General features: G+C 71.8%; 21 protein-coding genes. 8 read left to right on the forward strand and 13 right to left on the reverse strand.

What is annotated here, in order from left to right:
- Positions 1–6: 6 nt before the first annotated feature.
- Entirely contained in the window at positions 7–366 is a 360-nt protein-coding gene (locus OO67_RS13095; RefSeq protein WP_033299914.1) for an arsenate reductase family protein, read from the reverse strand.
- Between the two features lie 119 nt (positions 367–485).
- Between OO67_RS13095 and OO67_RS13100 the strand changes: the two genes are divergently transcribed.
- From OO67_RS13100 to OO67_RS13120, 5 genes are all read left to right on the forward strand, one after another.
- Positions 486–755 (forward strand): hypothetical protein, encoded by a 270-nt coding sequence (locus tag OO67_RS13100; RefSeq protein WP_033299916.1) that lies wholly within the window; start codon positions 486–488, stop codon positions 753–755.
- An 81-nt stretch (positions 756–836) separates the two neighbouring features.
- Positions 837–1,643, forward strand: a complete 807-nt coding sequence (locus OO67_RS13105; RefSeq protein WP_033299918.1) for a formylglycine-generating enzyme family protein — start codon at positions 837–839, stop codon at positions 1,641–1,643.
- Positions 1,644–1,784: 141 nt separating this feature from the next.
- Positions 1,785–2,654, forward strand: a complete 870-nt coding sequence (locus tag OO67_RS13110; protein WP_033299919.1) for a HalD/BesD family halogenase — start codon at positions 1,785–1,787, stop codon at positions 2,652–2,654.
- Positions 2,655–2,707: 53 nt separating this feature from the next.
- A complete protein-coding gene (locus OO67_RS13115; RefSeq protein WP_033299920.1) occupies positions 2,708–3,514 on the forward strand; it encodes a class I SAM-dependent methyltransferase in 807 nt (268 codons plus the stop codon).
- A gap of 114 nt (positions 3,515–3,628) precedes the next feature.
- On the forward strand, positions 3,629–5,377 hold the full coding sequence (locus OO67_RS13120) for a choline/carnitine O-acyltransferase (RefSeq protein WP_244300165.1): 1,749 nt from the start codon (positions 3,629–3,631) through the stop codon (positions 5,375–5,377).
- Positions 5,378–5,476: 99 nt separating this feature from the next.
- On the opposite strand, the gene glnA is transcribed toward OO67_RS13120, so the two are convergent.
- Positions 5,477–6,886, reverse strand: a complete 1,410-nt coding sequence (gene glnA, locus OO67_RS13125; protein WP_033299922.1) for a type I glutamate--ammonia ligase — start codon at positions 6,884–6,886, stop codon at positions 5,477–5,479.
- A 222-nt stretch (positions 6,887–7,108) separates the two neighbouring features.
- Between glnA and OO67_RS13130 the strand changes: the two genes are divergently transcribed.
- The gene (locus tag OO67_RS13130; RefSeq protein WP_078597872.1) at positions 7,109–7,576 is read left to right on the forward strand and encodes an RDD family protein; all 468 of its coding nucleotides are present in this window, start codon (positions 7,109–7,111) and stop codon (positions 7,574–7,576) included.
- A 127-nt stretch (positions 7,577–7,703) separates the two neighbouring features.
- On the opposite strand, the gene OO67_RS13135 is transcribed toward OO67_RS13130, so the two are convergent.
- From OO67_RS13135 to lipB, 4 genes are all read right to left on the reverse strand, one after another.
- Positions 7,704–8,411: a DUF4191 domain-containing protein gene (locus OO67_RS13135; protein WP_033299925.1), complete on the reverse strand. Its 708-nt coding sequence runs from the start codon at positions 8,409–8,411 to the stop codon at positions 7,704–7,706.
- A gap of 30 nt (positions 8,412–8,441) precedes the next feature.
- Positions 8,442–8,642 (reverse strand): SCO2195 family GlnR-regulated protein, encoded by a 201-nt coding sequence (locus OO67_RS13140; RefSeq protein WP_033299926.1) that lies wholly within the window; start codon positions 8,640–8,642, stop codon positions 8,442–8,444.
- Positions 8,643–8,912: 270 nt separating this feature from the next.
- Positions 8,913–9,881 carry a lipoyl synthase gene (gene lipA / locus OO67_RS13145; protein ID WP_033299928.1) on the reverse strand — a complete coding sequence of 323 codons (969 nt, stop codon included), beginning with the start codon at positions 9,879–9,881 and terminating at the stop codon, positions 8,913–8,915.
- 130 nt (positions 9,882–10,011) lie between these two features.
- Positions 10,012–10,830, reverse strand: coding sequence for a lipoyl(octanoyl) transferase LipB (gene lipB, locus OO67_RS13150; protein WP_033299929.1), 819 nt, complete (start codon positions 10,828–10,830; stop codon positions 10,012–10,014).
- A gap of 311 nt (positions 10,831–11,141) precedes the next feature.
- Between lipB and OO67_RS13155 the strand changes: the two genes are divergently transcribed.
- Positions 11,142–12,770, forward strand: a complete 1,629-nt coding sequence (locus OO67_RS13155) for an NsdA family TPR-like regulatory protein (RefSeq protein WP_033299931.1) — start codon at positions 11,142–11,144, stop codon at positions 12,768–12,770.
- Between the two features lie 48 nt (positions 12,771–12,818).
- Here OO67_RS13155 and OO67_RS13160 read toward each other — a convergent pair whose 3' ends face one another.
- Both OO67_RS13160 and OO67_RS13165 read right to left on the reverse strand, forming a co-directional pair.
- Positions 12,819–14,138: an NAD(P)/FAD-dependent oxidoreductase gene (locus OO67_RS13160; RefSeq protein ID WP_033299933.1), complete on the reverse strand. Its 1,320-nt coding sequence runs from the start codon at positions 14,136–14,138 to the stop codon at positions 12,819–12,821.
- Between the two features lie 185 nt (positions 14,139–14,323).
- A complete protein-coding gene (locus tag OO67_RS13165) occupies positions 14,324–15,223 on the reverse strand; it encodes a TIGR01777 family oxidoreductase (protein ID WP_033299935.1) in 900 nt (299 codons plus the stop codon).
- A gap of 81 nt (positions 15,224–15,304) precedes the next feature.
- Between OO67_RS13165 and OO67_RS13170 the strand changes: the two genes are divergently transcribed.
- Positions 15,305–15,832, forward strand: coding sequence for a GNAT family N-acetyltransferase (locus tag OO67_RS13170; protein ID WP_033299937.1), 528 nt, complete (start codon positions 15,305–15,307; stop codon positions 15,830–15,832).
- 35 nt (positions 15,833–15,867) lie between these two features.
- Here the strand turns inward: OO67_RS13170 and OO67_RS13175 are convergent, their stop codons facing one another.
- The 5 genes from OO67_RS13175 to sucB form a co-directional block, all read right to left on the reverse strand.
- On the reverse strand, positions 15,868–16,389 hold the full coding sequence (locus OO67_RS13175; protein ID WP_033299939.1) for a DUF4240 domain-containing protein: 522 nt from the start codon (positions 16,387–16,389) through the stop codon (positions 15,868–15,870).
- Between the two features lie 83 nt (positions 16,390–16,472).
- Complete coding sequence (locus OO67_RS13180) at positions 16,473–17,441, reverse strand: helix-turn-helix transcriptional regulator (RefSeq protein ID WP_033300034.1); 969 nt, start codon at positions 17,439–17,441, stop codon at positions 16,473–16,475.
- A 78-nt stretch (positions 17,442–17,519) separates the two neighbouring features.
- Positions 17,520–20,189, reverse strand: a complete 2,670-nt coding sequence (gene aceE / locus OO67_RS13185; RefSeq protein ID WP_033299940.1) for a pyruvate dehydrogenase (acetyl-transferring), homodimeric type — start codon at positions 20,187–20,189, stop codon at positions 17,520–17,522.
- A 270-nt stretch (positions 20,190–20,459) separates the two neighbouring features.
- Positions 20,460–21,083, reverse strand: a complete 624-nt coding sequence (locus tag OO67_RS13190; protein WP_033299941.1) for a GntR family transcriptional regulator — start codon at positions 21,081–21,083, stop codon at positions 20,460–20,462.
- A gap of 148 nt (positions 21,084–21,231) precedes the next feature.
- Positions 21,232–23,034: a 2-oxoglutarate dehydrogenase, E2 component, dihydrolipoamide succinyltransferase gene (sucB, locus tag OO67_RS13195; RefSeq protein ID WP_033299942.1), complete on the reverse strand. Its 1,803-nt coding sequence runs from the start codon at positions 23,032–23,034 to the stop codon at positions 21,232–21,234.
- Positions 23,035–23,058: the final 24 nt, after the last annotated feature.

The raw sequence follows: 23,058 nt of genomic DNA on the forward strand, positions 1-23,058 counted from the left end.
GCCTCCCTACCGCCCCAGCGCGTCCCTGACCGCCTCGTCCGTCCGGGCCACCACGGCAGAGCCGTCCTGCGCGGTGATGATCGGGCGCTGGATCAGCTTCGGACGGGCGGCCAGCGCCGTGATCCACCGCTCGCGCGAACCCGCGTCCCTCGCCCACTCCTTGAGCCCGAGCTCCTTGGCCTCCGGCTCCTGGGTCCGGGTGATGTCCCACGGCTCGAGCCCGAGACGGTCGAGCACGGCCCGGATCTCCTCGGGTGACGGTACGTCCTCCAGGTAGCGGCGGACCGTGTATTCGGCACCCTCCGCGTCGAGCACGCTCAACGCGCTGCGGCACTTGGAACAAGCGGGATTGATCCAGATCTCCATGGGGCCCAGGGTACGGGAGGGATCCGCGAAAACGCCTCTGGCCAGGGGCGATTGTCAGTGGGGGGCAGTAAAATGGAGGGAGTTCGTGAGGGTTCCACCACCGTGCCAGGAGGTTGCCGATGGCCGTTGCCACAGTCACGACCGAGCCGCTCCACAAGCCGCTGCGGAAGAAGCCGCTCCCCGCAGGGCGGCCCCGCGAGTGGTACGTCTCCCACAACCGCCGCCTGAAGGCCATGCGCCTGGCGATCGCACTGCTCGACGCGGGGGTGTACCAGCCGTCGAGCGCCGACAACGCCCGCATCCGCGCGGCGGCGGAACGCCTTGCCATCCACCCGCCGTCCGACGCCACCTGCCGCATGGTCCGTGCTCTGATCCGCCACGGCCGCTGACCCGGTGCCTGTGCCCCCGGAGGAGCCGGGGGCACAGGTCCGGTTCCCCTGCCGTGCGGGGCGGGTGCGAGACTGCACGCCATGTCTCCCGCCGACCTGACCCTCGCGTGCTGGCGCGCCCTGGACACGGCCGCCGCCACGCGCTGCGCGGAGGACGCCGCCCGCCGGGCGGGCGGCCGGCTCCTGGGGCTGGACACGTCCGCGCACCCGGGCGGTGTCCGGCACCGTGCGGTGATCGAGCGGGCCGGTGAGCGGTACGCCCTCGTCCCCGGCGGAGAGGTGACCGTCGGCTTCGACGTGGACGCCTGGCAGCCGCTTCCCGAGCAGCTCGGCTCCTACCGCGAGGAGAGCCTCGCCGGAGGCTTCGGGTTCGAGCCGGACCCGCGCGCGCGTCTCGCTCAGGTGATGACCCCGCCGCGCACGGTCACCCTGCCCACCGTGCTCATGGCGGTCGAGCCCAGGAGGCTCCCCGAAATCCCCTCCCTGGTCCCCGCGTTGCTCGCCGGGGAGGGCCTGCGGCTGCCCAGCCCGGACGAGTGGGAGCACGCCTGCGGAGCAGGTGCCGGCACGCTGTTCCGCTGGGGTGACGGCTTCCCGGCGGACTCGTCCCCCTACGGTGGCGGCACGGGCCCGCACCACCCGCACAACGCCTTCGGGCTGCACATCGCATTCGACGTCTACGACTCCGCCGAGATGACCTCCGACCCCGGTTCCGTATACGGCGGCGACGGGGGAGAGGCGGTCTGCGGCGGGTACGGAACCCTGCTCGAATGGCTGCCGCTGGCCACGGCCAACCGCAACCCGTCCACGGCCGCATTCCTCGACGGGCCGGAGGGCGAGGACGTGTTCGAGGACTTCAACGCGCGCCCCGTCATCGATCTGGACTGACCGGAGACGGCCGGAATGGGCCCTGACCACCGCCCGCGCGGTCCGGAAGTGTGTCGTGTCACAGACAACACGGCCGGGGCTGTGGGAACTTCACCTGGTTACTCGTCAGTTGAGTCACCGACGTGCGCGTGGAGAGGTCGAATGAGCACTCTGCAAGCCATCACGCTCGACCAGGTGGTCGACACGGAGCACTACCCGCTGTCGGACCCCGGAAGCACCGACGCCCGCGCCGTGGTGGCCCGGGCGAGGCAGGAACTGGCCGAGGCCGGCTGCACCGTTCTGCCGGACTTCATCCGGCCCTCGCTCCACGAGGTCCTGCGACAGGAGTGCGCCGCCATCGCCCCGCAGGCGTACTTCGACGTGGAGACGGTCAACGTCTACAACACCGATGTGGACGCGGACCTGCCCGAAGACCACCCCGGCCGTCGCACCTTCGAGCGTGGCAACGCCTTCGTCGCCCGCGACCGCATCCCCGGGGCCTCCCTGATCAGCAGGCTCTACGCCCACGAGTCGTTCCAGCGCTTCGTCGCCGACTGCTTCGGACTGCCGCGCCTGCACGAGCTCGCCGATCCGCTCTCCGGCCTCGTACTCAACGTCGTACGGCCGGGCATGGAGCACCCCTGGCACTTCGACACCAACGAGTACACGGTCAGCATGCTGACCCAGGAAGCGCAGGAGGGCGGCCTGTTCGAGTACTGCCCGAACATCAGGACCGCCGCCGACGAGCGCTTCGACGACGTGCGGGACGTCCTGGACGGCCGCGGCACACGGCGGCCGGAGCGGCTGCCACTGCGGCCGGGCGACCTGCAGCTGTTCAAGGGCCGCTACTCGCTGCACCGGGTCAGCCCCGTCCGGGGCGGCCTCGCACGCCACAGCGCGATCTTCGCCTACAGCGAGCGTCCCGGAGTCGTCGGGAGCGTGGCGCGCACCCGGCAGCTCTTCGGCCGCGTACTGCCGGAACACCTGGCCGCCGAAGGCCGGGCCGTACGGGGGGACCGGCTCCTGGACTAGGCCCCGGTGAACGGTTCCAGGCACTGCCACGCGCCCCACCGAGGAGAATCCCCTTGCGTCTCGACGCGTCCGGAAAAGTCTCGCTGGACCACATCTACACCGCACCCGACCCACGCACGTACTTCCAGGTGCTCCGCCCGCTCGGCTACTGCGTCCCCCAGCTGGCCAAGCCCTACTTCGACAAGCTGATCAAGGAGTACAGGGAGACGGAGCACGTGGCCGTGCCCAGCGTGCTGGACATCGGCTGCTCCTACGGGATCAACGCCGCCCTGCTCAAGTACGACGCCACGATGGACGAGCTGTACGCACGCTACGACGGCAGCGGCCCGGCGACCCGCGCCGGGCTGCTGGAGCGTGACCAGGACCTCTCCCGCTCCCGCAGCCCCGCGCACGCCCTGCGCTTCACCGGCCTGGACGCCTCCGCCGAAGCCCTGGCCTACGCGCACGAGGCCGGATTCCTCGACGCCACCGTCAACGCCGACCTCGAGGCGAACGACCCCACGCCCGCGCAGCGCGACCGGCTCGCCGGGACGGACCTGGTGATCTCGACGGGCTGCATCGGCTACGTCACCGAGCGCACCCTCACCCGCGTCGTCCGCGCGCAGGACGGACGCCTCCCCTGGATGGCGCACTTCGTGCTGCGGATGTTCCCCTTCGACCCCGTCGAGGACGCCCTGGCGGAGCTGGGCTACCGGACTGCCAGGGTCGACGAGGTCTTCAAGCAGCGGCGCTTCGCCGGACCGCAGGAACAACAGGGCGTCCTGGACAGCCTGGCCGCGGCCGGCGTGGACGGGAGCGGGCTGGAGGAGGCCGGCTGGCTCTACGCTCAGCTCTACCTCTCCAGGCCGCAGCACCGGTAGACCGCCCCCCTCCGCCCACCGACTCACCGACTCACCGAGAAGAGAGCCGCATTGAACGTCAGTCAGGAAGCAGCGTCCGGAGCCACCTTCGCCCGTGAGAGCAGCCTTCCGCGCGTGCCGCTGCCTACGCTCGAAGCCAGTTGCGAACGGTTCCTCGCCTGGTGCGCGCCCCTGCTGACCGTTGAGGAGCGGGCAGCGACGGAGGCCGAGGTCGCCGCCTTCCTGCGGCCCGGCGGCCCCGGCCGGACCCTGCACGCGGCGCTGGCGGAGTACGACGCCACGGACGGCGTGCACAGCTGGCTCGACACCTTCTGGCCGTACCGCTACCTCGGGCGCCGGGACCGGATCGCGCTCAACGCCAACTTCTTCTTCCTGTTCCAGGACACCAGCCAGGGGCAGCTCGACCGGGCGGCCGGGCTCGTCGCGGGCGCTCTGGACTACAAGCGGCAGCTCGACGAGGGGCTGATCGCGCCGGTGGAGCAGCGTGGCGTGCCCCAGTCGATGGTGCAGAACAAGTACCTCTTCTCCACGACCCGTATCCCCGGGGTGCCGCTGGACACCGTGCGCACCCCGTACAGCGAGCAGGCGCCCGGCCCGTCCACGGCCCGGCACATCGTGGTGTTCTTCCGGGGCACCATGTTCCGGCTGGACGTGCTCGGTACCGACGGCGTCCCGCACAGCCTCGACGAGATCGAGGCCGGGCTGCGTGCCGTCACCAAGGCCGACGTCCACACGGCCGAGGAGGACAGGGCCGGCCACCTCACCACCCTGGCGCGGGCCGAATGGGCGGCCACCCGCGCGGCCCTCGTCGAGGGCCACCCCGGCAACGCCCGGACACTGGACGACATCGAGACCGCCCTCTTCTGCGTCTGCCTGGAGGACTTCGCACCCGAGGACACCCAGGCCGCCTGTGACGAGCTGCTCCACGGGGACCGCGGCAACCGCTGGTTCGACAAGGCCGTCTCCTTCGTCGTGTACGCGGACGGCCGGGCCGGCATCAACGTCGAGCACTGCGAGCTGGACGGGACGACCATCCTCAGCTTCACCGACGCGCTGCTCGGCACTTCGCCGGAGGAGCACTCCCGCCGGTCCGGAGCGCGTTCCCAGGGCGAGCCGGTGCCGCACCCCCTGGCCTTCGAGCTGGACGCGTCCCTGCGCTCGCGGGTGCGTTCCGCAGCCGAGGAGTTCGCCGCGTACGGGAGGGACACCGCCACCCGCACCGTGTCGTTCGACGACTTCGGCAGCACGGCCGCCAAGGCGCTCGGAGTGTCCCCGGACGCCTTCGTCCAGGCCGCGTACCAGCTCGCCCACCAGCGGGCCAAGGGCCACCTGGGAGCCACGTACGAGTCGATCGCCACCCGCCAGTACCGGCACGGCCGCACCGAGGCCATGCGCGTCGTCACCCCCGAGATGCCGGCCTTCGTCGCGGCGATGGACGACCCCGCAGCCGACCGCGACACCCGTCGCGCCGCCTTCCGGGCCGCCGCCGCGGCCCATGTGGCGCGGGCGAAGGAGTGCCAGGCGGGCGAGGCCCCCGAGCAGCACCTCTGGGAACTGGAACTGATCCAGCGCCGCCGCGGCGACGAACTCGGCGTGCGTGAACAGCCCGCGCTGTACCGCTCCCCGGGCTGGCTCACCATGCGGGACGACTACCTGAGCACGAGCTCGGCGCCGTCCGAGAACATCCAGTACTTCGGCTTCGGCTCCACGAGCAGCCGCTGCATCGGCGTCGCCTACGTCCTGCTGCCGGACCGCTTCAACCTCTACCTGAGCACCCCGCGCGCGGTGGCGGACCAGATGCACGCCTTCGCGGAACACCTCCACGAGGCGGTCGCGGAGCTGCGCGGACTGCTGGCGGACTGACCCGCGCACCGCGGATCCTGGGCACGTCGAAGGGCCGCCGCCCCAAGGTCTGGGGCGGCGGCCCTTCCGGCCGCGGGGGAGCCAGGGCTCCCGGACCGGCTAGAGGTCGAAGTACAGCTCGAACTCGTGCGGGTGCGGGCGCAGCTGGATCGGGGCGATCTCGTTGGTGCGCTTGTAGTCGATCCACGTCTCGATCAGGTCGGGCGTGAAGACGCCGCCGGCCTGGAGGTACTCGTGGTCGGCCTCGAGCGCTTCGAGCACCGCCGGGAGCGAGGTCGGGACCTGCTGGACGCCCGCGTGCTCCTCGGGGGCCAGCTCGTAGAGGTCCTTGTCGATCGGCTCCGGGGGCTCGATCTTGTTCTTGACGCCGTCCAGGCCGGCCATCAGCAGGGCCGAGAACGCCAGGTACGGGTTCGAGGACGGGTCGGGGGCGCGGAACTCGACGCGCTTCGCCTTCGGGTTGGAGCCCGTGATCGGGATACGCATCGCGGCGGAGCGGTTGCGCTGCGAGTACACCATGTTGACCGGGGCCTCGAAGCCGGGGACCAGGCGGTGGTAGGAGTTCACCGTGGGGTTGGTGAAGGCCAGCAGCGACGGGGCGTGCTTCAGGATGCCGCCGATGTAGTAGCGCGCCATGTCCGAGAGGCCCGCGTAGCCCTGCTCGTCGTAGAACAGCGGGGAGCCGCCGGACCACAGGGACTGGTGGACGTGCATGCCCGAGCCGTTGTCGCCGAAGATCGGCTTCGGCATGAAGGTCGCGGTCTTGCCGTTGCGCCAGGCGACGTTCTTCACGATGTACTTGAAGAGCATCAGGTCGTCGGCCGCGGCGAGCAGCGTGTTGAACTTGTAGTTGATCTCGGCCTGGCCCGCGGTGCCGACCTCGTGGTGCTGGCGCTCGACCTGGAGGCCGTTCTTGTCCAGCTCCATGGAGATCTCGGCGCGCAGGTCGGCGAAGTGGTCGACCGGCGGGGTCGGGAAGTAGCCGCCCTTGTAGCGGACCTTGTAACCACGGTTGTTCTCGACCGCACCGGTGTTCCAGGCGCCGGCCTCGGAGTCGATGTGGTAGAAGCTCTCGTTCGCCGACGTCTGGAAGCGGACGTTGTCGAAGACGTAGAACTCGGCCTCGGGGCCGAAGTACGCGGTGTCGGCGATGCCGGTCGAGGCGAGGTAGGCCTCGGCCTTCTTGGCCACGTTCCGGGGGTCACGGCTGTACTGCTCGCCGGTGATCGGGTCGTGGATGAAGAAGTTGATGTTCACGGTCTTGTCGCGGCGGAACGGGTCGACCCGGGCCGTCGTCAGGTCCGCGCGGAGCGCCATGTCGGACTCGTGGATGGCCTGGAAGCCGCGGATCGACGAGCCGTCGAAAGCCAGTTCCTCGGCCGGGTCGAAGGACGCCGCCGGGATCGTGAAGTGCTGCATCACACCCGGCAGGTCGCAGAACCGGACGTCGACGAACTTGACGTCGTTGTCGGCGATGTACTTCTGGACTTCGTCGGCGTTCTGGAACATCCAACTCCTCCTACTCCCGACCCGGGAAAGGGCGGGGTTGCAGCTCGTTTGTGTGGCCAGTGCGGTGGCACACGCTGGACCCGACCATAGGCAGACGGGATTTCTCCAGCATGACCCATTTGTTTCGCACAAGTTAACCAGGGTGCCTGTGAGCGGCACCTCGACGACGTGTTCGGTGCCCCGCCCGGCCTGGTGCAAGCACGGGCGCAGTACCGTGGACGGGTGGACAACAGGCAAGCAATCGGATCGTGGCTCTCGGGGCCGCGCGCGGCGGCCGAGCAGATGGGCGCCGACTTCGGTTACCGGGGCGAGCGCCTCGGTCTGCCCCAGGAAGGCCCGGGGTCCGTGGCCCCGCTCGGCCGGCGCTTCGGGGCCCTCTTCATCGACTGGGCCGTGAGCATGGTGATCGCATACGGACTGCTCGCTCGCGGTGACCAGCAGGCGGCCGGGAACTGGGCGCTCGCCGTCTTTCTCGTCATGAGCCTGCTGACGGTCGGAACCGTCGGCTCCACTCCCGGCAAGCGTCTCCTGGGGCTCCGCGTCATCGGTGAGGACGGCGGACGGCTCGGTGTCGTGCGGGTCGTGGTCCGGAGCGTGCTGCTCCTCCTCGTGATTCCCGCCCTCGTCTGGGACCGCGACAGCCGCGGCCTCCACGACCGGCTGGCCCGCGCCGTCCAGGTCCGTAGCTGAGACGCCCTCCGCAGCCGGGGCACCCGGAGAGCTGAGACGCCCTCCGCAGCCGGGGCACCCGGAGAGACGAAGAGAGCGGCCCCGGACGAGTGTGTCGTCCGGGGCCGCTCTCATGGCAGGTGCTCGGTCAGCGCATCTTTCCGCCGCGCGGCATCCGCATGCCCTTCGGCATCGGGCCCTTGGGCAGCGGCATGTTGCTCATCAGGTCGCCCATCGCCCGGAGACGGTCGTTGGCCGCGGTCACCTGCGGGCCGGTGAGGACCCGCGGAAGCTTCAGCATCGTGGTGCGCACCTTCTTCAGCGGCACCTGGCCCTCGCCGTCGCCGACGATGATGTCGTGCACCGGTACGTCGATGACGATGCGGGCCATCCGCCTCTTCTCGGCCGCCAGCAGGCTCTTCACCCGGTTCGGGTTGCCCTCCGCCACCAGGACGATGCCCGCCTTGCCGACCGCCCGGTGGACGACGTCCTGGCTGCGGTTCATCGCGACGGCCGGGGTCGTGGTCCATCCGCGGCCCACCCGGTCCAGCACCGCCGCCGCCGCGCCCGGCTGGCCCTCCATCTGACCGAAGGCCGCGCGCTCGGCACGCCGTCCGAAGATGATCGCCATCGCCAGGAAAGCCAGGACGAAGCCCAGGATGCCCGCGTAGACCGGGTGACCGATCAGGAAGCCGATGGCGAGGAGGACACCGAAGGTGATGATTCCCACACCCGCGACGACAAGACCCACCTTGGGGTCCGACCGCCTGGTCATCTTGTAGGTCAGGGCGATCTGCTTGAGCCGCCCTGCGTTCTCGGCGCTGTCCGCGCCTTCAGTGTTTGCCTTCCTCGCCATGTACCGAAGTTTACGTGGCCCGGGAGTGACCTAGGAACGGTGGTCGGCCACGGCCTTCAGCACATGTTCCGCCTCGACCCGGTCCTGCGCCCTGCGGCGGTCCTCGAGGACCGCCGTCCAGGCGTTGCGACGGGCGGTGCGCTGGCCGCTGCTCATCAGCAGTGACTCGACCGCGCGGAGTGCGGTGGTGACGGTCGGGATGGCGTTGGCTCGTACCGGTGCGGCCTGCATGGCGGGTGTTCCCCCTCGGAGCGGATGCGCGCGCCCGGCGCGCACTGGGTAGCGGGAAGCAATGACGACGGCGGCCGCGGGAGCCACCGTGCATGTACCTAGGGTCACTGCTTGGTGTTACCAGTGCATGACCGGTCGGTCAAACACCAATGAAACTCTGATTTCGGCGCCGCGCACGCCGACGCGGCCCATACGGGCCCCCGACCTGCGGGAGACGTAAGGGCCGCGTCGTTGCGGCTACTACTGCTCAGTATTCTCTTGTGCGCCGATTCACACGGCCGGCGCGGTCGCGGCGGTCGCGCCGCGGCGTTCCATCGCCTGCTGGAAGAGACGTCCCGCGCGGTACGAGGAGCGCACCAGCGGCCCCGACATGACGCCGGAGTAACCGATCGCGTCGGCCTCGTCCTTCAGCTCCACGAACTCATGCGGCTTCACCCAGCGCTCGACCGGGTGGTGCCGCGCGGAGGGCCGCAGGTACTGCGTGATCGTGATGAGCTCGCAACCCGCGTCGTGCAGGTCCTGGAGTGCCTCGCTGACCTCCTCGCGGGTCTCGCCCATGCCGAGGATCAGGTTGGACTTCGTCACCAGGCCGGCCTCCCGGGCCCGCGTGATGACCTCGAGGGAGCGCTCGTAACGGAAACCGGGCCGGATCCGCTTGAAGATCCGCGGCACCGTCTCGACGTTGTGCGCGAGTACCTGCGGGCGCGAGGAGAAGACCTCGGCGAGCTGAGCGGGCTCCGCGTTGAAGTCGGGGATGAGCAGCTCCACCTTCGTGGCGCCGCCCTCCCGCCCCGCGGTCTGGGCGTGGATCTGGCGCACGGTCTCGGCGTACAGCCACGCGCCGCCGTCCTCCAGGTCGTCGCGCGCGACGCCGGTGATCGTGGCGTAGTTCAGGTCCATCGTCACGACGGACTCGCCCACGCGGCGGGGCTCGTCACGGTCCAGCGCCTGCGGCTTCCCCGTGTCGATCTGGCAGAAGTCACAGCGCCGGGTGCACTGGTCGCCGCCGATGAGGAACGTCGCCTCGCGGTCTTCCCAGCATTCGTAGATGTTCGGACAGCCGGCCTCCTGGCACACGGTGTGCAGACCCTCGCCCTTCACGAGCGCCTGCATCTTCGTGTACTCGGGGCCCATCTTCGCCCGGGTTTTGATCCACTCGGGCTTGCGCTCGATGGGGGTCTGGCTGTTTCGGACCTCCAGGCGCAGCATCTTGCGCCCGTCGGGTGCGACACCGGACACTCCGGCACCCCTTTGCTTTCGCTGCATTGGATTCTTCGGCGAACACCAGGGTACGCCCGTGGTTAGAACGGTCTTACGTATGGCCAACCTGTGGCCGACAGGCCCTATTCCGACGGGCCCGCGCGGGGCCTCAGGCGGGGGCCGCGGCCCGCGGGGGCTCCGGGGCCCCGACGGTGCGGGGCGCGAGCTCCGCGTTCTCCAGGACGTCCCTCAGGTGCTTCTCCACGACCGGGAGGACCTCGGCGATCGTGATCTCGCGTCCCAGCTCGTTCGAGAGCGAGGTCACGCCCGCGTCCCGGATGCCGCACGGCACGATCCTGTCGAACCAGGTGTTGTCCGGGTTCACGTTCAGCGCGAAGCCGTGCATGGTCACGCCCTTGGCGACCCGGATGCCGATCGCGGCCAGCTTGCGGTCCTCGCGGCGCTGGCCGGCGTTGGACGGCGCGTACTCGGGGCCGTTCAGCCGGGGGTCGAACTCCTCGTCGTGCAGGCGGGGGTCGAAGTCGAGGGAGAGCCCGCCGAGCGCGGGGCGGTCCCCGACCGGGTCGCCGAGCACCCAGACACCGCTGCGGCCCTCGACCCGGCTGGTCTCCACGCCGAACTCCGCGGCCGCACCGATCAGCGCGTCCTCGAGACGACGGACATGGGCGACCACATCCACCGGGCGGGGCAGCTTCAGGATCGGGTAGCCGACGAGCTGTCCCGGTCCGTGCCAGGTGATCTTCCCGCCGCGGTCGACGTCGACGACGGGGGTGCCGTCCAGCGGGCGTTCGCTCTCCGTGGTGCGGCGCCCCGCCGTGTAGACGGGCGGGTGCTCGAGGAGCAGGCAGGTGTCGGGGACGGCGTCCTCGAACCGGGCGGCGTGCACCTCACGCTGCTTCTGCCAGGCCTCCTGGTAGTCGACCCGTTCCTCACCGAATCCCAGACGGACGAACCGCAGCTCACTCACTCGGGTGCCTCCCTACTCGCGGTGCCGGAGGGCCGGGGGGTTTCCCCGGAGCCGCGTCACCATGCATGTGCGCCCTCAGCCACTGTACGACCGCTCCGGAACACGGGATCCGGCAGGCTGCGCGCGGGCGGATTCCCGTCAGCGATCCGACAATCCTCACACGATCGGATGAATGTGGAGCGAAGGTCGTCGGCGCCACCGCCGGGGCGGTTAAGTTCGCGCCGTTCCATAACGGGCCCGCCCGCTCCCGATCGTGGGAGAGCCCGTAAGGGCTGCCCGCCCGGCGCCGAAGGCAGGAGACCTTACAGCTGATGTCGGAACGACCTCCGCAGCGCACCCCGAACCGACGGCTCGCTGCCCTCATCGCGGAGGCAGGGTTCTCCCATGCGGGCCTGGCCCGCCGGGTGGACCAGCTCGGCCTCGAACACGGGCTCGACCTGCGATACGACAAGACCTCGGTCACCCGCTGGCTGCGTGGCCAGCAGCCCCGGGGCACCACCCCCGCGCTGATCGCCGAGGTCTTCACCAGACGTCTCGGGCGCCGGCTCACCGCGCAGGACCTGGGTCTGGACGCGTGTGCGCCCGTCTACGCCGGCCTGGAGTTCGCGGCCACGCCCGCGGAAGCCGTCGACATCGTCAGCGGGCTGTGGCGCAAGGACTCGGGCAGCCACGCGGAGCTGCGCAAGATCGCGTTCACACCCGCCGGACTGGTCGTCCCCAGCCGGGACTGGCTCATCGGACGGGCCGACGAACGGGTCGGCCGGGGCGCACCGCCGGACCGCGCCGTCGGCACCACGGCCCTGCCCGCCCCGCGCACGTCCGCCGAGCCCCACGTGGCCAGGGCCCCGCACGGCCTCCACCAGGCCAACGGGGCCGGCACACTGCGGGCGCCCGGCGCCCCAGGAGCGACGCACGGAGCGGGCCTCCCGGGAGTCCGGGCCGGCGGCATCCGTGGGCCCGGCTCCTCCCGCCCGCCCGCCCCCGCGGCACCGCCCCCGGGCGTCCCTCGCCAGCGGCAGACCGACCGTGGCACCGGGCAGCGGGTCGGCAGCGGTGACGTCGCCGCCCTGCGCTCGGTGTGCGAGCTCTTCCGCACGCTGGACAACGCCTACGGCGGAGGCCACGCCAGGCAGGCCCTCGTCCGGTACCTGGAACACGAGGCCGAGCCCATGCTCCGCGGCAGCTACGGCGAGGCGCTGGGCCGCCGGCTGTTCTCCGCAGCGGCCGACCTGACCCGGCTGGCCGGATGGACCTCGTACGACATCGCGGCACACGGCCTCGCCCAGCGCTACTTCGTCCAGGCGCTGCGGCTCGCCCAGGCGGCCGGGGACCGGGCGTACGGGGCGTTCGTCCTGATCACGATGAGCAGGCAGGCGGTCTACCTCGGCCACGGCAGGGAGGCCGTCCAGCTCGCACGCGTCGCCCACCAGGGCATCGGCTCCTCCGCGCCGCCCGTCGTCATGGCCCTGCTGCACGCGGTCGAGGCCCGCGGACACGGCGTCCTCGGCGAGACCAGGGCCTGTGTCGCCGCCCTCGTACGGGCGGAACGCGCGCTCGGGGCCTCGCGTCCCGGGGACGACGTGCCGCACTGGGCCCGTTACTTCGACGAGGCCCAGCTGGCCGACGAGTTCGCCCACTGCCACCGCGACCTGCAGCAGTACCGCGTGGCCGCCCAGCACGCCGAGCGGTCACTCCAGCTGCGCGCACCGGCGTACGCCCGGAGCAGACTCTTCTGCCGGGTGGTGCTGGCCTGCTCCCGGCTCGGGCTGGGCGAGCTGGACCAGGCGTGCCTGCTGGGCGCGGAAGCGGCCCAGCAGGCGGTGGAGATGCGTTCGGTGCGCGCGACGGAGTACGTACGGGAGTTCGAGCACCGCCTGGAGCCGTACAGGGACGCCGTCGCCGTGCGGGGATACCGCGACCGGGTCGCCGCGCTGGGCTGACCCGGGACACTTCGTCCGGCCGGGCCGGGCCCGGCCGGGACGGGAGGGCTACGCGGCGGCGGGCAGCTCCGTCCCGTCCGCCTGTCCTGGGCGCACCCCCAGGTCCGTGAGGATCGCCGAGGCGGCGCGCCTGCCCGAGCGCAGTGCTCCCTGGACCGTGCTGGTGTCCCGGTGGTCGCCGCACACGTACAGCCCGGCGAGCAGCCGGACCGGCCGCCGGGGGTCGTGCGGCGGCGGCATGGCGGGGACGGCCTCCGGGTCGTGACGGGCGGCCAGCAGCTCCCAGTCGTCGGTGGGAGTGCCGTACAGCGCGGCGAGGTGCGCGCGCACCTCGCCGTCGAGGTCCCGCGGAGGAGGGCCGAACACCGTGGAGGTGATCAGGGCCCTGCCGCGCGGGGCACGCGAGGGGTCGACCTCGCTCATCACGGCGGTGTGGGCGACCGGCCCCGAGCGGTCCGCGTCCAGCAGCAGACGGCCTCCGGTCGTCGGCGCCGACGCCTCCGGGGCGGTGTGGTGCAGCACGGTCGCCGGGTGGAACGACGGCATCCGCAGGCCCGGCAGCAGTTCGGCGGCGGCTCCGGCGCCGGTGGCCAGCAGGAGCGAACGGCAGCCGAGCTCGCCGTGCTCCTTGGTGCGTACGGAGCTGATGTCGGCGGCCGTCACATGGACCCCGGTGCGTACGGTCCCGGGCGGCAGGGCGGCCGCCAGCAGCTCCGGCAGCGTCGCGGACCCGCGCGAGGGCACACAGAGGCGGCCGCGCGCGTAGTCCCGGAGGGTGAGGTCGGCCACGCGGCTCGACGTGCCGAGCCCGGGGTCGCCGAGCAGCGCCGAGAGCAGGGGGCGCAGGAATCCGTTGACGACCCGTGGTGAGAGGCCGCGCGCCGACAGCGCCCCGAGCGCGGCCTGGTCGGGCCGGGCCAGGATCCGGGACTCCGGAGTGGTGGCGAGGCGGGCCAGCCAGGCACCGAGCCTGGCCTGTTCGATGGCCCCGCCCAAGGGCGCGCGAGGGGCGCTCGACCGGGAGCGCACAGCGCGAAGTGCGCCCCTCGCGCTCCGCACGTCCCCGGCGCGGTACTGCCGCCCCCCGCTGTGGACGAGCACCCCTGGGGCGAAGTCCCGCAGCACCAGTTTGTCGAGCCCCGGGGTGGTCCTCAGCTCCGGATACGCGGAACTGAACAGCGGATTCAGATGATCGAGCCGGAACCCGTCCACCTCGTGGGTGGACATCCGGCCGCCGACGTGCGCGGCGGCCTCCAGGACGCTGACGTCCACTCCCGCGCTGATCAGCTGGTGGGCCGCCGACAGGCCGGCGATCCCGGCCCCGATGATGACCACATCCGCGTGGTCTGCTGTGTCTGCCCTGAGCACGTGCCCCTCCCCGAGTCGGTGCGACTGTGGGGGGCTATTGCCCCCGACAGGCCCCCGGAATGCCCGAGTTCGGGTCGAGGCTAGGCGGATGGCCGAGACAGGCGCAGTCGCGCGCACCCCGGGCACCGGAGCACGGGGTCGCACGGCGGCCCGGCGCCGGGGCCTCCGGGCAGGCCAGGCCGCCGTCAGCGCAGTGCGGCGCGGATGGCGTCGTCGATCCCGGGGAAGGCGAACGCGAAGCCCGAGTCGAGAAGTTGGCCGGGCAGCACCCGCTGGCTGACCAGGACGTCCCCCGCGAATTCCCCGAGCGCGGCCTTCAGCGCGGGCGCCGGCGCGGTGAACAGGGTGGGGCGCCGCAGCACCCGCCCCATCGCGGCCGTCACCTGGCCGTTGGTCACGGGGGAGGGGCCCGTCAGATTCACCGGACCGGACAGCGTCTCCGTGTCCAGGATGTGCCGGAGCGCCGCGATGTGGTCGTGCAGCGCGATGAAGCTCCAGTACTGCCGGCCGTTGCCCATCCGCCCGCCGAGCCCCGCCTTGAACAGCGGGAAGAGCCGCCCCCAGGCCCCGCCCCGCCGGGACACGACCAGACCGGTCCGGGCGTGGACCGTGCGCACGCCCGCCTCCTCGGCGGGAGCGGTGGCCTCCTCCCACTCCACGCACACGGACGGCAGGAAGCCCTCGCCGGGCGGTGCGCCCTCGTCGACGGCGCGGTCGCCGGTGTCCCCGTAGTAGCCGACGGCGGACCCGGACAGCAGCACCTTCGGCGGGGTGTCCAGGGAGGCCACCGCCTCGGCGACGGCCGCCGTGCCGAGCACCCGGCTGTCACGGATCTCCCGCTTGTACGCCTCGGTCCACCGATGGTCCCCGACCCCGGCGCCGGCGAGGTGGACGACCGCGTCGCAGCCGGCCAGGCCCGCCACATCGACGTACTGGCGCTTCGGGTCCCACTCCACCTCGTCGCCGGTGGCGGCCGGGCGGCGCACGAGACGCACCACCTCGTGCCCGTCGGCGCGCAGCGAGCGCACGAGCGCCGCTCCGATGAGTCCGGTCGATCCGCTGACGGCGATTCGGGAGTGCGGCATGCCGCCCATCCTGCCCCATGAGACCCCGGTCACGCGGAAACGGAGGCGGGGAAACAGGCCGCGCGTGGCACAGTGGCGCGCATGTCCGCACCGCAGCTACGGTCCCTCCGCCCCGTCCGTCCCGCCGTGCCCGAGGACGAGACCGCCCTCGGCGAGCTCGACCGGGCCACCTGGTCGACCCTCCACGCCGTGCAGCCGAGGCCGCAGCCGCCCTACGGGCCCTTCTTCGACGACCGGCACCCGCCCGGGGAGTTCCTGGTCGCCGAGGCCGTCACGGGCGCGGGCCCGGTGCGTGCGGCCGGCTACCTCCGGCTGGGCCGTCCCACCCCGCTCGCCTGCAACTCCCACGTCCGCCAGATACAGGGCCTCGCCGTGGCCGACTGGGCGCGGCGCCACGGCGTCGCGCGGGCGCTGCTGCGCGCCTCGTACGCCGAGGCGCGGCGGCAGGGCGCCGGACGGCTCACCCTGCGCGTGCTCGGCCACAACGACGCCGCGCGGGCGCTCTACGCGTCTGAGGGCTTCGCGGTCGAGGGCGTCCTGCCCGGGGAGTTCCTCCTGGGCGGACGGTACGTCGACGACGTCCTGATGGGCCGTTCGCTGACGGCCTGAAATCGGCCCTGGACCGGGTGCCCGCCGCCCGTGGCTCAGACAGGACCGAAGCGTTCCCAGAGCGCGGGGTAACGCTCCGCCAGTGCCGCGTCGTCGTCGAAGCCGAAGGGCGTGCCCACCGGTTCCGCCGGCTGCGGCGGCAGCCCGAGGTCGGGGGTGACCACGCCGGTGAGCTGCTCGTAGGCCTCGTCGGCGGCGTAGCCGAGGTCCTCGCCGTTCCCGTCGAGCTCCTCGTCGAAGTCCTCCAGCAGCTCGGCCAGGCCGTCAGGATCGTGCACCGCGCCTTCGAAGACCTCCCGGCCCTGTGCGATCAGCCAGCAGCGGAAGTCGTCGAACGCGTCGTCACCCGCCCCGCCGAGCAGCACGGCCGCCGCGCCCCACAGGTCCCAGCGGTACGCGCGGTTGTAGCGGGCCTCGAAATGCCTGGCGAAGTCCAGCACGGAGTCGGGATCGAGCTGCACCAGCCGTTCGACGAGCAGGTCGGCGTGGTCCTCGGGGTCGCCCTCGGCGGCCTCGCGGGTGCTGTCGATGATCTCCCAGAACTCCGTCTCGTCCATCACGGGTCCAGCATCTGCCCCGACGGCGGGCGACGCACGCCCAGACACCGAAATGAAGCCTTCGGCATCACTTCCGGGCCACTTCAGTGATAGAGGTCGCGCAGTCGTTCGGCGGTATCGGCAAAACGTTCGCGCAGGGAGGCGGGGGCGAGGACCTCGACGTCGGCGCCGAGGGTCAGCAACTGGCTGTACGCCACCTCCTCGGACTCGACCGGCAGGACGACCGTGCGCCGGCCGTTCCCGTCCGGGTCCGGGGCCCCGGCCAGTGCCTCGTCGGCGGCGGCCCGGTCCACGACGTGCGCCAGCCGCCGTACGCCCTCCTCCGACAGCCGCACGGTCACCTCGGTGCGCAGGATGGACCGGGCGAACTGCGCGGCCCGCTCCTCCCAGAAGCGCGGCAGGTCGAAGTCCTCGTCCCGTACGAAGCGGGTCTCCGTGACGGCGATGCCGGTGAACCGGTCGATCCGGTACACCCGGAAGTCGTCCCCGGCGCGGGCGCACAGGTACCAGACCCCCGCCTTCAGGACGAGTCCGTACGGCGCCAGCTCCCGCTCCACCTCGCCCGACGGCCGGCGGCGGTAGCGGGCCCGCAGCAGGCGGTCGTCCCAGACGGCCTCCGCGACGGCGGGCAGCAGTCCGGGGGCGACCGGGTCGTGGTACCAGCCGGGGGCGTCCAGGTGGAAGCGCTGGGCGGCGGTGTGCGAGGCGTCCCGGAGCGAGGGGAGCAGGGCTGCCGAGACCTTGAGCCGGGCGGCCGAAGCGGCGTCGTCGAGCCCCATCTCGCGCAGGGCGGTGGGCAGCCCGGACAGGAAGAGGGCCTCGGCCTCGTGACGGGCCAGCCCGGTGAGCCGCGTGCGGTAGCCGCCCACGAGGCGGTAGCCCCCGGCCCGGCCGCGGTCGGCGTACACCGGCACGCCCGCCTCGGAGAGCGCCTGGGCGTCCCGGGTCACGGTGCGCTCCGACACCTCCAGCTCGCCGGCCAGTTCGGCGGCGGTCATGGAGGGCCGGGACTGCAGGAGCAGCACCATCTTGATCAGCCGGGCAGCACGCATCCGACCATTGTGCGGCGGGCCCGGCGAGTACGGCGTGGGCGGGTACCGGGCGAACCGGTAGCCGCCCACGCCGTGGACTCACATCCCGTACTTCTCCCGGGCCTCCTTGACCTTCGAGGCCGGGATCTCGCCGCGGCGGGCCAGCTGGGCCAGCGCGGCGACGGCGACGGACCGGGCGTCGACGCCGAAGTGGCGGCGCGCCCCCTCGCGGGTGTCGGAGAGGCCGAAGCCGTCCGTGCCGAGCGAGGACCAGTCCTGCTCGACCCACTGGCTGATCTGGTCCGGGACCGCACGCATCCAGTCGCTGACCGCGAGGACCGGGCCCGGTGCGCCGGAGAGCGCCTGGGTCACGTACGGCACGCGCTCCTCGCCGCGGAGCAGCGCCTCGTCGGACTCCAGCGCGTCACGGCGCAGCTCGCCCCACGAGGTGGCGGACCAGACGTCGGCCGTGACACCCCAGTCGGCGGCCAGCAGCTCCTGGGCCTCCAGGGCCCAGTGGATCGCCGTACCGGAACCGATCAGCTGGAGGCGCGGCGCGTCCGCCTCGGCGGGCGTGCCCTCCTTGAAGCGGTACAGGCCCTTGACGATGCCCTCCTCGACGCCCTCGGGCATCGCGGGCTGCTGCTTCGGCTCGTTGTAGACCGTCAGGTAGTAGAAGACGTCCTCGGCGTCCGGGCCGTACATCCGGCGCAGACCGTCCTTGACGATCACCGCGATCTCGTACGCGAACGCCGGGTCGTAGTTGAGCGACGCCGGGTTCGTGGACGCGATCAGGTGGGAGTGGCCGTCCGCGTGCTGGAGGCCCTCACCCGTCAGGGTCGTACGGCCGGCCGTGGCGCCGACGATGAAGCCCTTGCCGAGCTGGTCGGCGAGCTGCCACATCTGGTCGCCGGTCCGCTGCCAGCCGAACATCGAGTAGAAGATGTAGAACGGGATCATCGTCTCGCCGTGCGTCGCGTACGACGAGGCGGCGGCGATGAAGTCGGCCATGGCCCCGGCCTCGGTGATCCCCTCGTTGAGGATCTGGCCGTCCTTGGCCTCCTTGTAGTACATCAGCTGGTCGCGGTCGACCGGCTCGTACGTCTGGCCGAGCGGGGAGTAGATGCCGGCCGAGGGGAACAGCGACTCCATACCGAAGGTACGGGCCTCGTCCGGGACGATCGGGACCCAGCGCCTGCCGGTCTCCTTGTCCCGCATCAGGTCCTTCACCAGGCGGACGAACGCCATGGTGGTGGCCATCTCCTGCTTGCCGGACCCCTTGTACAGGGCCTTGAAGGCGCGCTCCTCCGGCTGCGGCAGCGCCACCGTGTGCACCCGGCGGGCGGGTGCCGGACCGCCGAGGGCGGCACGGCGCTCCTGGAGGTAGCGGACCTCGGGGGAGTCGGCGCCCGGGTGGCCGTAGGGAACCAGCCCGTCCTCGAAGGCGCTGTCCGGGATCGGGAGGCCGAGCAGCTCGCGCATGCCCTTGAACTCGTCGATCGACAGCTTCTTCATCTGGTGGTTGGCGTTCTTGGACTCGAAGCCCTTGCCGAGCGTGTAGCCCTTGACCGTCTGGGCCAGGATCACGGTCGGCGCGCCCTTGTGCTCGACGGCCGCGCGGTAGGCCGCGTACACCTTGCGGGCCTCGTGGCCGCCGCGGGAGCTGTAGAAACACTCGGCGATCTTCGCGTCGCTCAGCAGCTTCGCCAGCTCGGCGAGCGCGGGCTCGGAGCCGAAGAAGTGCTCGCGGATGTAGGCCACGTCGCGCGTCGCGTACGTCTGGAACTGCGCGTCCGGGACCTCACGGAGCCGGCGGATCAGCGCACCGGTGGTGTCGAGCTGGAACAGCTCGTCCCAGGCGTTGCCCCAGAGCGTCTTGATGACGTTCCAGCCCGCACCGCGGAACGCGCCCTCCAGCTCCTGGACCACGCGGAAGTTGGCGCGGACCGGGCCGTCGAGACGCTGCAGGTTGCAGTTGATGACGAAGGTCAGGTTGTCCAGCTGCTCACGGGCCGCGAGGGCGAGGGCGGCGGTCGACTCGGGCTCGTCCATCTCGCCGTCGCCCAGGAAGGCCCAGACGTGCGAGTTCGACGTGTCCTTGATGCTGCGGTTGGTCAGATAGCGGTTGAAGCGCGCCTGGTAGATCGCCGAGAGCGGGCCGAGACCCATCGACACCGTGGGGAACTCCCACAGCCAGGGCAGCCGCCGCGGGTGGGGGTAGGACGGCAGGCCGTTGCCCCCCGACTCCTGGCGGAAGTTGTCGAGCTGCTGCTCGCTGAGGCGGCCGTCGAGGAAGGCGCGGGCGTAGATGCCGGGCGAGGCGTGGCCCTGGATGTAGAGCTGGTCGCCGGAGCCGTCACCTTCCTTGCCGCGGAAGAAGTGGTTGAAGCCGGTCTCGTACAGCCATGCCGCCGAGGCGAACGTGGCGATGTGGCCTCCGACGCCGTACCGGGCGCCACGGGTGACCATCGCGGCCGCGTTCCAGCGGTTCCACGCGGTGATCTTCGATTCCATCTCCAGGTCGCCGTCGAACTCGGGCTCGGCGGAGGTGGGGATGGTGTTGACGTAATCGCTCTCCAGCAGCTTGGGCAGCGCGATACCGGCGCCCTCCGCGTGCTGGAGCGAACGCCGCATCAGGTACGCGGCGCGGTGCGGGCCCGCTGCCTTGGTGACGGCGTCCAGGGAGGCCGCCCATTCGGCGGTCTCCTCGGGGTCGCGGTCCGGGAGCTGGTCGAGCTCGCTCGGAAGCTTTGCTACGGGGTCGGTCATGATCGCCGCCTTCCGGAGTGGAGGGGGGTGGAGAAGGCCCTGACTGGCAGGACAGGGCGATCGGGCCGGTGGGCCCGCGACTGAACTGTAAGTCGCCGATCGATGATCGATCAAAGGGTGAAGGGCAAAACTTCTCGATATGAAGAAAAGTGGCATGCGGTGCCGCGAAAGAGGGCACGGAGTGACGGGATCAAGGGGGCGAAACGGGCGCTGACCTGCACGGTGGAGCGCCCGGTGACGCAGATGGGCGCGTCTGCCCGAGGGTCGCTCTCAGGCGCGCGGCGCGCACCCGAGGACGTGCTCCTTCACCATCACCGCGATCTGCGGGTCCCGCCGCAGGAACGCCTCGATGAGGGCCTCGTGCTCCTCCGCGTACGACTTCTGCACGGTGCCCAGCCAGCGGATCGACAGGGCGGTGAACACCTCGATGCCCAGGCCCTCCCAGGTGTGCAGCAGGACGGCGTTCCCGGCGGCCCGCACCATCTCCCGGTGGAAGGCCACGGTGTGCCGCACCTGCGCCTCGCCGTCGGCCAGCCGGTCCGCCTCGTACAGTGCCGCCACGTGCGGGGCGAGTGCCGAGCAGTCCTCGGCGAGCGCGGGGGCCGCCAGCTCCGCCGCGATCTGCTCGAGCCCGGCCCGTACGGGGTAGCTCTCCTCCAGATCGGCCGCGGTGAGATTGCGTACCCGGACGCCCTTGTTGGGCGCCGACTCGATCAGCCGCAGTGTCTCCAGCTCCCGCAGCGCCTCCCGTACGGGCGTCTGGCTGACCTCCAGCTCGGTCGCGATACGGCGCTCCACGATCCGCTCACCCGGCTTCCAGCGCCCGCTGACTATCCCTTCCACGATGTGCTCGCGGATCTGCTCGCGCAGCGAGTGGACGACGGGCGGGGTCATGAGTGGCTCCTTCGGGGCGAACCGGTGCTGCCTGCGCCGACACGGCGGCCGGATACGACCGGTGGTGCCTAGACAATACGGCGGCGCCCCCGTCCGGAAGTGTTCCGGACGGGGGCGCCGCTGGTGAGGCTGGTTACAGCTGTACGGCTCAGAGACCGAGCTCGACCTCGAACTCGCCCGCCTCGAGGATCGCCTTGACCGTGGTCAGGTAACGGGCGGCGTCCGCGCCGTCCACCAGACGGTGGTCGTAGGAGAGCGAGAGGTAGGTCATGTCGCGGACGCCGATGACGGTGCCCTCGGCGGTCTCGATGACCGCCGGACGCTTGACCGTGGCACCGATGCCCAGGATGGCCGCCTGGTTCGGCGGCACGATGACCGTGTCGAACAGCGCACCGCGCGAACCGGTGTTGCTGACGGTGAAGGTCGCGCCGGACATGTCGTCCGGGGTGAGGCCGCCACCGCGGGCCTTGCCGGCCAGCTCGGCGGTCTTCTTCGCGATACCGGCGATGTTCAGGTCGCCCGCACCCTTGATGACCGGGGTCATCAGACCCTTCTCGGCGTCCACGGCGATGCCGATGTTCTCCGAGTCGAAGTACGTGATGGTGCCCTCGTCCTCGTTGATCCGGGCGTTGACGACCGGGTGGGCCTTCAGCGCCTGGGCCGCCGCCTTCACGAAGAACGGCATCGGGGACAGCTTGACGCCCTCACGGGCGGCGAAGGACTCCTTCGCCTGGTTGCGCAGCTTCATCAGCCTGGTGATGTCGACCTCGAGGACCGAGGTCAGCTGGGCCTGCGAGTGCAGGGCCTTCATCATGTTGTCGCCGATGACCTTGCGCATGCGGGTCATCTTGACCGTCTGACCGCGCAGCGGGGACGCCTCGACCTTCGGCGCGGCCTTGGCCGCGGGAGCGGCGGCGGCCGGAGCCGGAGCGGCTGCGGCGGCCTTGGCGGCCTCCGCGGCGGCGACGACGTCCTGCTTGCGGATGCGGCCACCGACGCCGGTGCCCTTCACCGCGCCCAGGTCGACGCCGTTCTCGGAGGCGAGCTTGCGGACCAGCGGCGTGACGTACGCGCCGTCGTCACCGGCGGACGCGGCCGGAGCGGCCGGAGCCGGAGCGGCGGGGGCCGGGGCGGCAGCCGGTGCCGGTGCGGCAGGGGCGGGAGCCGGGGCGGCCGGAGCCGGCGCCGGGGCAGCCGGAGCCTCTGCCGGAGCCGGCGCCGGGGCAGCCGGAGCCTCTGCCGGAGCCGGGGCGGCCTCCGCCGGGGCGGCCTCCGCCGGAGCGGCGGCCGGGGCCGGGGCGGCCTCCGCCGGGGCGGAACCCGGAGCACCGATGACGGCGAGCTTGGCGCCCACCTCGGCGGTCTCGTCCTCGCCCACGACGATCTCCAGGAGAACGCCGGCGACCGGCGCGGGGATCTCGGTGTCGACCTTGTCGGTGGAGACCTCGAGCAGGGGCTCGTCCTCCGCGACCTCCTCGCCGACCTCCTTCAGCCAGCGGGTGACGGTGCCCTCGGTGACGCTCTCACCGAGCGCGGGGAGGGTGACGTCGGTGCCGGAGGCGCCACCGGCCGGAGCGGCGGCGGGCGCCTCCTCGGCGGGTGCTTCGGCGGCGGGCGCCTCCGCGGCGGGCGCTTCGGCGGCGGGCGCCGGGGCCTCCTCGGCCGGTGCGGCCTCGGGCTCGGCGGCCGGAGCCGCGGCCTCGGACGCGCCCGAGCCGTCGTCGATGACGGCCAGCTCGGCGCCGACCTCGACGGTCTCGTCCTCGGCGACCTTGATCGACGAGAGAACGCCGGAGGCGGGCGCGGGGATCTCGGTGTCGACCTTGTCGGTCGAGACCTCGAGCAGCGGCTCGTCGGCCTCGACGCGCTCGCCCTCGGCCTTCAGCCAACGGGTGACAGTGCCCTCGGTGACGCTCTCGCCGAGCGCCGGAAGGGTTACGGAAACCGACATGGTTTCAGTTGCTCCTTACAAATG

Source organism: Streptomyces atroolivaceus (assembly GCF_000717025.1).
Taxonomy (GTDB): domain Bacteria; phylum Actinomycetota; class Actinomycetes; order Streptomycetales; family Streptomycetaceae; genus Streptomyces; species Streptomyces atroolivaceus.